The following is a 916-nucleotide window of genomic DNA, read 5'->3' on the forward strand; positions in this document are numbered from 1 at the left end:
ATAAAATGCCTGGCGTATTTATTTTCTTCTCTACTATGACRGAAAAAAATATTCCTCATCATAATAGTAAATTCGAGATAGATGAATCAAAATTATATCAGCCTAGTATATTAATGAGCGAATGGGCAATTAAGCATTTAGGAGGTAAATAATGAATGAAGAGATTTTGAAATTAGCCAATCAATTAATACTATGGCCATTATGTGCTGTTGTTGTTCTTATAAGTTTGATACAAGCTATATTATATACAAGACTTGCTAATAAAACTGCAAAAACTTTAGGCATTACAAGTGAGACTTGCCAAAAAGCTTTTAAAGCTGGTTTAATAACTGCAATAGGACCTGCTATATCTGGTTTCATAGTAATGGTAGGAATGATTTCTGTAATAGGAGCACCTATGAGCTGGATGAGACTTTCGATTATTGGTGCTGCTACAACAGAGATGGCTGGAGCACAATTTGGTGCTGAGGCTATGGGAGTAAAGTTTGGAGGACCTGATTATAATGAAGTTGCTTTAGTTGTATCTTGGATTACTATGGCTGCTAATGGATGCGGTTGGTTGATATCTGCATCAATTATGGGAAGTAAATTAGAGAAATTAAGAACAAAAATTTCYGGAGGTAATCAGGCTGGTTTAGCTTTGCTTTCTGCTGCTTCTATGGTTGCGGTATTTGGTAATTTGGCTTCTGGTTATTTACCTAAAATAGACACTGCTGCTTCTGTTTTGGCTGCTGCTTTAACTATGTTTATATTAGTAAAATTTGTATCAAAAACTAAGATTGGACTTAAAATTCGTGAATACAATTTGGGTATTGCAATGCTGGTCGGTATGGCTGTGGCTTTAATTGTAAAAATATCTATTGGAGGTTAATGTATGACTGATAAAGAATTTCAAAAATTATGGAATGACCCTGTT

At 34.1% G+C, this 916-nt stretch carries 1 protein-coding gene and 1 pseudogene; both read left to right on the plus strand.

Annotated elements, in window-relative coordinates; genetic code table 11:
- A pseudogene (locus tag GQX97_RS15170) lies at positions 1-152 on the plus strand (amidohydrolase); the annotation flags it as partial.
- Positions 152-871: a DUF5058 family protein gene (locus GQX97_RS12590; RefSeq protein WP_013244682.1), complete on the plus strand. Its 720-nt coding sequence runs from the start codon at positions 152-154 to the stop codon at positions 869-871. The pseudogene GQX97_RS15170 and the gene GQX97_RS12590, both read left to right, overlap by 1 nt.
- Positions 872-916 lie beyond the last annotated feature (45 nt).

It is taken from the genome of Brachyspira sp. SAP_772 (assembly GCF_009755885.1).
In the GTDB taxonomy this organism is placed as follows: Bacteria; Spirochaetota; Brachyspiria; order Brachyspirales; family Brachyspiraceae; genus Brachyspira.